Below are 5,507 nucleotides of genomic sequence, written 5' to 3'. Positions count from 1 at the left end.
GTGAAGCATCTCTGGCGCATCGTTGGACTACAATCCAAATGGTGCGCCAGAGATGCTTCACTGCGTTCAGCATGACTCGTTTCTACTTCCCTTTCTTCAACTCCCGGAACGCCACGTTCAGCCCTTCAGCCCAGATGGGGTGGGCGATAACCATCTCTTCCAGCTCCTGGTAAGGTAGCTCGCCGGCCATCGCCACCTGGATGATGGTCATGATTTCGCCGGCCTCGGCGCCCAGGATGGCGGCGCCCAGAATCTGGTCGTCGTCGCCGACCAGTATCTTCCAGCAGCCGGCGGTTTCGCCGGTTTGCTGGGCGCGGCTGATTTTCTCGACCGGCGTGAAGCTCATGCGGTACGGGATTTTTTTCTCCTTGGCCTGCTCTTCGCTCAGGCCGATGCGGCCGAGCTGGGGCGTGGTAAACACGCAGTAGGGCAGGGGCCGTTTTTTGGCCGAGCGGCGCGGTCCCTCGTGCAGCAGATTGTTGCGTACCACCCGAAAATCGTCGTAGCTGATGTGCGTAAACTGCGGCCCACCGTGTACGTCGCCCAGCGCGTAGATGTGCGGCACGTTGGTTTGCAGCGCGTCGTTGACTTGGATAAAGCCTTTTTCATCCAGCTCTACGCTAGTTGTTTCGAGGCCCAGGCGGTTGGTATTGGGCTGGCGGCCGGTGGCTACCAGCAGGTGGCTGCCGTGCAGGCGGCGCTCGCCCTGCGGCGTGTGCGTGCTGAGGGTGTAGCGGCCTTCGTCGTTGCGCGAAACCTTGTGTACTTCGGCCTTTAGAATAAACTCCACGCCTTCAGCTTCGAGGGCCTTTTGCAGCTCGTCGCACACATCCTTGTCTTCGTGCTCGAGTACCTGGTCGCCGTTTTCGATAACCGTGACGCGGCTGCCGAAACGTAGGAACATTTGCCCAAACTCCAGCCCGATGTAGCCGCCGCCCAAAATGAGCAGGTGCTCGGGTACTTCGTTGAGGTCCAGGATTTCGGTGGTGTTCAGAAAGCCCGCTTCGGCCAGGCCCGGCACGTCGGGCACGGCCACGTGGGTGCCAGTGTTAATGAATATCTTTTTGGCGGTAATCTCGCTGGTGCGGGTTTTGGTTTCCTGCACCTGCACCGTGTGCGGGCCGGTGAAGGTGGCGTGGCCGCGCACCAGCGTCAGGTTTTTGAAATCGTGGTTGAGCGAGTCGGCCAGCTTGCGGCGCGACTGGTCGAGCAGGCGGTTTTTGCGGGCCATTACGGCGGCCATATCCACCGCTACCTCGCCCGTGATGCGCACGCCCAGCTCGGCGGCGGTGCGCGCCTGGTGGGCGCGGGTGGCCGAGGCCACCAGGGTTTTGGTGGGCACGCAGCCGTAGTTGAGGCACGAGCCGCCCACCTGGGCTTCTTCTACCAGAATCACTTTCTGGCCGGCTTCGGCCAGGGCTTTAGCCAGCGGGTTGCCGGCTTGGCCGGAGCCGATGATGAGCGCATCGCAGGAATAATCAGACATAACAATACGGGGCAAGCCGCAGGACAGGCGGCCTGGCCTATACGCAAAACCCCGGCCGGCGACCGGCCCCGCCGGGCAATTATCTTCATGCAGCGCGCAGGCCGCCGGGCGGGCTCTTTGGCAGGAAAGCTGCTGGTAAGTGCCGGCCGGCAAGTATTTTCCGGCTCGCATTTTCGCTAGTCACCTTTGGCTTATGATTCAACGCTACGCATTGCTGTGGCTGGGCGCGCTGCTGCTGGGCGGCTGCTCGGTGTACACGCCCATGCTGGGCGCGGCCCCCGACATCAAGGCCAAAGGCGAGCTGGAAGCCACGGCCGCCTGGTCGCTCACCAACCGCCTCGACGTGGGCGCTACCTACTCGCCGGTGCGCCACCTGCTGGTGCGCGCCGCCGCCAGCACCAAGGGCGGCGGCCACTCGGCCGCGCCCAACGACAGCAGCAGCTATTCCCAAACCGCGCAGTACGAGCTGGCCGTGGGCACCTACTGGCCGCTGGGGCAGCACTGGCTGGTGGGTGGCCTGGCGGGTTTTGGGCAAGCGCACGCCCAGGCCCGCTACGACGACGATGGCAACGCCCGCCTCTTTAGCTTTCGCAACCCGACACAGCACCAGTTCGACGCGCGCTACCACAAGTATTCGGCCGAGGTTTACGCGGGCTACCAGCCCAGCGCCCGCGTGAGCCTGGGGCTGGCGTACCGGGTGGTGCAGGTGCGCCTCACCGACGTTACCGACCTGGGCGTGCCCGTGCAGGCGGGCCCGGTGCTGCGCGGCGAGCCCATGCTGTTTGTGCGGCTGGGGCCACCGGCCGGGCCGCGCCCGTGGCAGATGCAGCTGGCCGTGGGCAGCTCCAGTACCTTCGGCTACAACGAGCGCCCCGCCGCCGACCGCGCCGACCCCGCCCGGCAGTTTAAGCTGGGCCGCGGGTACCTGTCGGTGGGGGTAGCGTTTTACCCGCACGTGCTGTGGCGCAAGCAGTAGTAAATTAGAGCGGTTTCGGCATCGATGTACAGAAGGCGGGCGTAGAGACGCATCCTTGCGCCTCACGTTGGGCGAGCCGAATAACGCGAGACGCAAGGATGCGTCTCTACAAAGCCCTGTACACTGACTTGGAAATAGCTCTAGTATCTTACTCTTATATTATGGGAGTTGATTTGATTTCATTGCTCAACCATCGGATACCTTTCGAGGGCAAGACGTTGGCCGAAATTATTGCCATCATTCAACCCAAGCTGGATGCCATGGAGCTGGACAACCAAGGATTTTTGCTCGAATACACGAGCGACTGGTACAAGGCTAGTCCGCAGCAGCGCATAGCCTTGGCGAAGGCGAAGGCCACACGCTGGCAGCCGCTCATCGAAGACCCGCGCTATTACGATTTCGATACGTCTGATTCAAAAACGATTGATTTTGATGGACCTTACGACCTAAGGCTTTCCTTCGACCCGTACACTATCCTGTCTTTCTCTCCACCTTATCGCTATCGCCAGTGGTTTGGCCTGCAACATGCGGATGGTACCGAAGCCACTGCCGTGCGCAACGAGTGGCGCCGCTACCTGCGGCAAGTAGCGCGCACGTTCGGTGGCGACCGAGCAATTTACCTGGCCGATAATGCGCATCCGCTAACTACGTATTGGTACGAAGACAAAGCGCTTGAAGAAGTCGAACAACAAATGCGGGCAGAGTTAGGAGAGCCTAAAAAAACATTCCGCGAAGTCTACGAAGGGGAGAATACCGACTATTTCGTCGACTATTTCTCGGATATACCCTAAGCTTGTTTCAACAAAAAAGCCTTGACTACAGCCAAGGCTTTTTGATGCAAAAAAAGCAACGGCCTACTTGCCGCCCAGCGCTTTCAGCATGGTGTCGCCAATCTCGGCGGGCGCATCCACGACGTGGATTCGCGCGGTGTCGGATGCTACATCATGCCGCGGTAGTAGTCGGCATTTACCAAAACTACCCGGATTTTTTGTTCGGGATGCGCCGCCGCGTACTGACGCATCCGCTCGACCAGTTGGGTAGACTGCCGCCCCATCCAGCTAATCCAGTATACGGCCATGATGTACTCGCCGGAGGAAGGAGCCACTGCTGGCCCAATGGGGTGGCAGCTATGCAACAGCTGTGCGAGGCGACGTGTAGTGTCGGGTAGTTGCAGGCCGGTGGGCGGAAAAACCGCGAGATTCTGGTCTGTTAGCCTCCCCTCGCAGGAGGCATACTGCGCCACTAGCTTGCCTTGGGGGGAGTACACTAGAAATTGCAACGGCCGAAAACCCATTGGCCAGCCTGGTTTATAGATTTCGTGCCGCAGCGCAGCGTAAGCAACGGAATCTACTCGGCGCAATTCCAGCGTTTGCCAGCCCTGCTGCTTGGCATAGGTATATACTTGGCTATCAGATAGCGCCTGCTCTTCTTTAATGCCCAGCATACCTTTCAGCATACTCTGGCAACTTGTGGCGACCCCGAGAACGGTAAGGATGCTGAACGTGAGGAGCGCTTTACGCATAATTTGTTGGCTGAATAGCTTCGTTTTCTAAGACGCCAAAAGCTACACAAAAAAGTCTGGCGGCCACCAGTTATCGGTAGCCACCAGACTTTTGTCATTTGGTGTGTTGGTACTACTTGCCGCTCAGCGCCTTGAGCATGGTGTCGCCAATCTCGGCGGGCGAATCCACGACGTGGATGCCGCACTCGCGCATGATGGCCATTTTGGCGGCGGCCGTGTCGTCGGCGCCGCCTACGATGGCACCGGCGTGGCCCATGCGGCGGCCGGGAGGCGCGGTTTGGCCGGCGATGAAGCCTACCACGGGCTTCTTGTTGCCGGTTTCCTTAATCCAGCGGGCGGCTTCGGCTTCCATGCCGCCGCCGATTTCGCCTATCATCACGATGCCCTCGGTTTCGGGGTCGTTCATCAGCAGCTCTACCGCCTGCTTGGTGGTGGTGCCGATGATGGGGTCGCCGCCGATGCCGATGGCCGTGGTCTGGCCCAGGCCGGCTTTGGTGAGCTGGTCTACAGCCTCATAGGTCAGCGTGCCCGACTTGGACACGATGCCCACGCGGCCCTTGGTGAAGATGAAGCCGGGCATGATGCCCACCTTGCACTCGCCGGCCGTGATAACGCCGGGGCAGTTGGGGCCTACCATCGTGATGCCGGGGCGGTCCTTGAGGTAGTGCTTCACGGCAATCATGTCCTTGGTCGGAATGCCTTCCGTGATGGTCACGATTACTTTAATACCAGCTTGGGCGGCTTCCAGAATGGCGTCGGCGGCGAACGCCGGGGGCACGAAAATGATGCTGGTATCGGCCTGGGTAGCGGCCACGGCGTCGGCCACGGTGTTGAACACGGGCCGGCCGAGGTGCTCGGTGCCGCCCTTGCCGGGCGTAACGCCGCCCACTACCTGGGTGCCGTAGTCCATCATTTGCTGCGCGTGGAACGAGCCTTCCGAGCCGGTGAAGCCCTGCACGATAACCTTGGAATCTTTATTGACGAGAACGCTCATGGGCGGCTGACTTGTGGGGGAAATGTAAGTAGCGGCAAAAGTAGGGCATTTTGGGGCCGTGGCAAGAGGCCGCCGGCCGGCCGCGCCCGGCGGGGCCGGCCGCACGGCCCCGCTTAGCTGGAAAATGGCAAAAAATACTTTCTTACATACCGGCTGGCTGCCTACCTTGCCACCGCCAACGGCAACCGGCGCTAGCCCAAGGGCTTAGCGTAAGGGCTTGCGGCAGGTTTATTTTCTCACTTTTTATTTCTTTTTCTACTGATGACAAGCCTACACACACCGCTGGCTGCTGCTGCTGGCAGGCTGGCTCTGGAGCGCAATAGCCATGGGACAAGCTAGCACCAACTGCCCGCCGCCCGTGAGCATTCCGGCCAGCCACCTGCTGGGTGCCGCCGGGCAAACGACCACCCTGAGCGGCGGCAACAGCTACGCCGGCGACTACCAAGTGCTCGGCGACCTGGTACTCACCAACGGCACTTACACGCTCACGCCCGGCACCACGTTCTACGTGAATGGCCGCGCTACCAGA

At 60.8% G+C, this 5,507-nt stretch carries 6 protein-coding genes; 3 read left to right on the top strand and 3 right to left on the bottom strand.

The genetic code is table 11. The features are described 5' to 3' along the window. Nucleotides 1-82: 82 nt before the first annotated feature. A complete protein-coding gene (locus VFO93_RS14340; RefSeq protein WP_325135073.1) occupies nucleotides 83-1,486 on the bottom strand; it encodes a mercuric reductase in 1,404 nt (467 codons plus the stop codon). A 193-nt stretch (nucleotides 1,487-1,679) separates the two neighbouring features. On the opposite strand from VFO93_RS14340, the gene VFO93_RS14335 reads away from it, so the two are divergent. Together VFO93_RS14335 and VFO93_RS14330 are read left to right on the top strand one after the other, a co-directional pair. Then, nucleotides 1,680-2,462 carry a hypothetical protein gene (locus VFO93_RS14335; protein WP_325135072.1) on the top strand — a complete coding sequence of 261 codons (783 nt, stop codon included), beginning with the start codon at nucleotides 1,680-1,682 and terminating at the stop codon, nucleotides 2,460-2,462. A 161-nt stretch (nucleotides 2,463-2,623) separates the two neighbouring features. Beyond that, complete coding sequence (locus VFO93_RS14330) at nucleotides 2,624-3,253, top strand: hypothetical protein (protein WP_325135071.1); 630 nt, start codon at nucleotides 2,624-2,626, stop codon at nucleotides 3,251-3,253. 146 nt (nucleotides 3,254-3,399) lie between these two features. Here the strand turns inward: VFO93_RS14330 and VFO93_RS14325 are convergent, their stop codons facing one another. Together VFO93_RS14325 and sucD are read right to left on the bottom strand one after the other, a co-directional pair. Next, complete coding sequence (locus VFO93_RS14325) at nucleotides 3,400-3,984, bottom strand: hypothetical protein (protein WP_325135070.1); 585 nt, start codon at nucleotides 3,982-3,984, stop codon at nucleotides 3,400-3,402. 112 nt (nucleotides 3,985-4,096) lie between these two features. After that, nucleotides 4,097-4,978: a succinate--CoA ligase subunit alpha gene (gene sucD, locus VFO93_RS14320; RefSeq protein ID WP_325135069.1), complete on the bottom strand. Its 882-nt coding sequence runs from the start codon at nucleotides 4,976-4,978 to the stop codon at nucleotides 4,097-4,099. 325 nt (nucleotides 4,979-5,303) lie between these two features. On the opposite strand from sucD, the gene VFO93_RS14315 reads away from it, so the two are divergent. Continuing rightward, a partial coding sequence (locus tag VFO93_RS14315) for a hypothetical protein (protein ID WP_325132955.1) occupies nucleotides 5,304-5,507 on the top strand: 204 nt, incomplete at its 3' end.

The organism is Hymenobacter sp. (assembly GCF_035709525.1).
Lineage (GTDB): Bacteria > Bacteroidota > Bacteroidia > Cytophagales > Hymenobacteraceae > Hymenobacter.
This window is presented reverse-complemented; position numbering and strand designations above follow the sequence as displayed.